The 791-nt window shown below is 68.3% G+C and carries 1 pseudogene and 1 other annotated feature; the pseudogene reads right to left on the bottom strand.

Annotation, left to right across the window (positions count from 1 at the left end):
- Window positions 1–750, bottom strand: a pseudogene (locus APY03_RS40990) (IS3 family transposase); the annotation flags it as partial.
- Window positions 356–472: a sequence feature (AL1L pseudoknot), on the bottom strand. It overlaps the preceding pseudogene by 117 nt.
- Window positions 751–791: the final 41 nt, after the last annotated feature.

Here is a 791-nt window from a genome sequence, read left to right as displayed (position 1 = left end):
AGGTCGAGACGTAGGTGAAGTCCGCCACCCACAGCTGGTTTGGCCGCTGGGCCTTGAACTGCCGATTGACGCGGTCCAGCGGGCAGGTCGCCTTGGCGTCGGGCATCGTGGTGCGCACCCCCTTGCCGCGGCGCACGCCTTGCAGCCCGCACAGCCGCATCAGCCGCTCCACCGTGCAGCGGGCAACAGCCGTGCCTTCGCGCCGGAGTTGGCGCCAGACCTTGTCGGCACCGTAGACGCGCAGGTTCTGCTCGTACACACGCTGCACCTGCGGCAGCAAGCTCGCATCACGTCGGGCTCGCGCCGGCAGCCGCGCAGGGTCGCGCTGGCGCGCCGCGTGGCGCCTGTACGCCGACGGGGCAACCTGCAGCGCGCGGCAGATCGGCTCGACCCCGAGGCGAGCGCGGTGCTCGTCGATGAAGGCGTTCACTTCTTGTGGTGGCGGTCGAGCTCCGCCTGGGCGAAATACGCGCTGGCCAGCTTCAGGATCTCGTTGGTCTTGCGCAGCTCGCGGACTTCGCGCTCGAGTTCCTTGATGCGCTGCTGCTCGGCCGTGGTCGCGCCTGACCGCACGCCGCTGTCGCGTTCGCCCTGGCGCACCCACTTGCGCAGCGTCTCGGCCGTGCAGCCTATCTTGCCGGCGATCGACTCGATCGCCGCCCACTGCGACGGGTACTGGTCCTTGGCATCGAAGACCATGCGCACCGCGCGCTCGATCACCTCGGGGGAAAACTTCGGGGACTTCCTCATGTTGGCTCCATTCTCAATCGAAGGAGCCTCCTCAAAATCCG

The organism is Variovorax sp. WDL1, from assembly GCF_001541225.1.
Lineage (GTDB): Bacteria > Pseudomonadota > Gammaproteobacteria > Burkholderiales > Burkholderiaceae_C > Variovorax.
The sequence above is the reverse complement of the archived record's forward strand: the minus strand, read 5'-3'. Positions and strand labels throughout refer to the sequence as shown.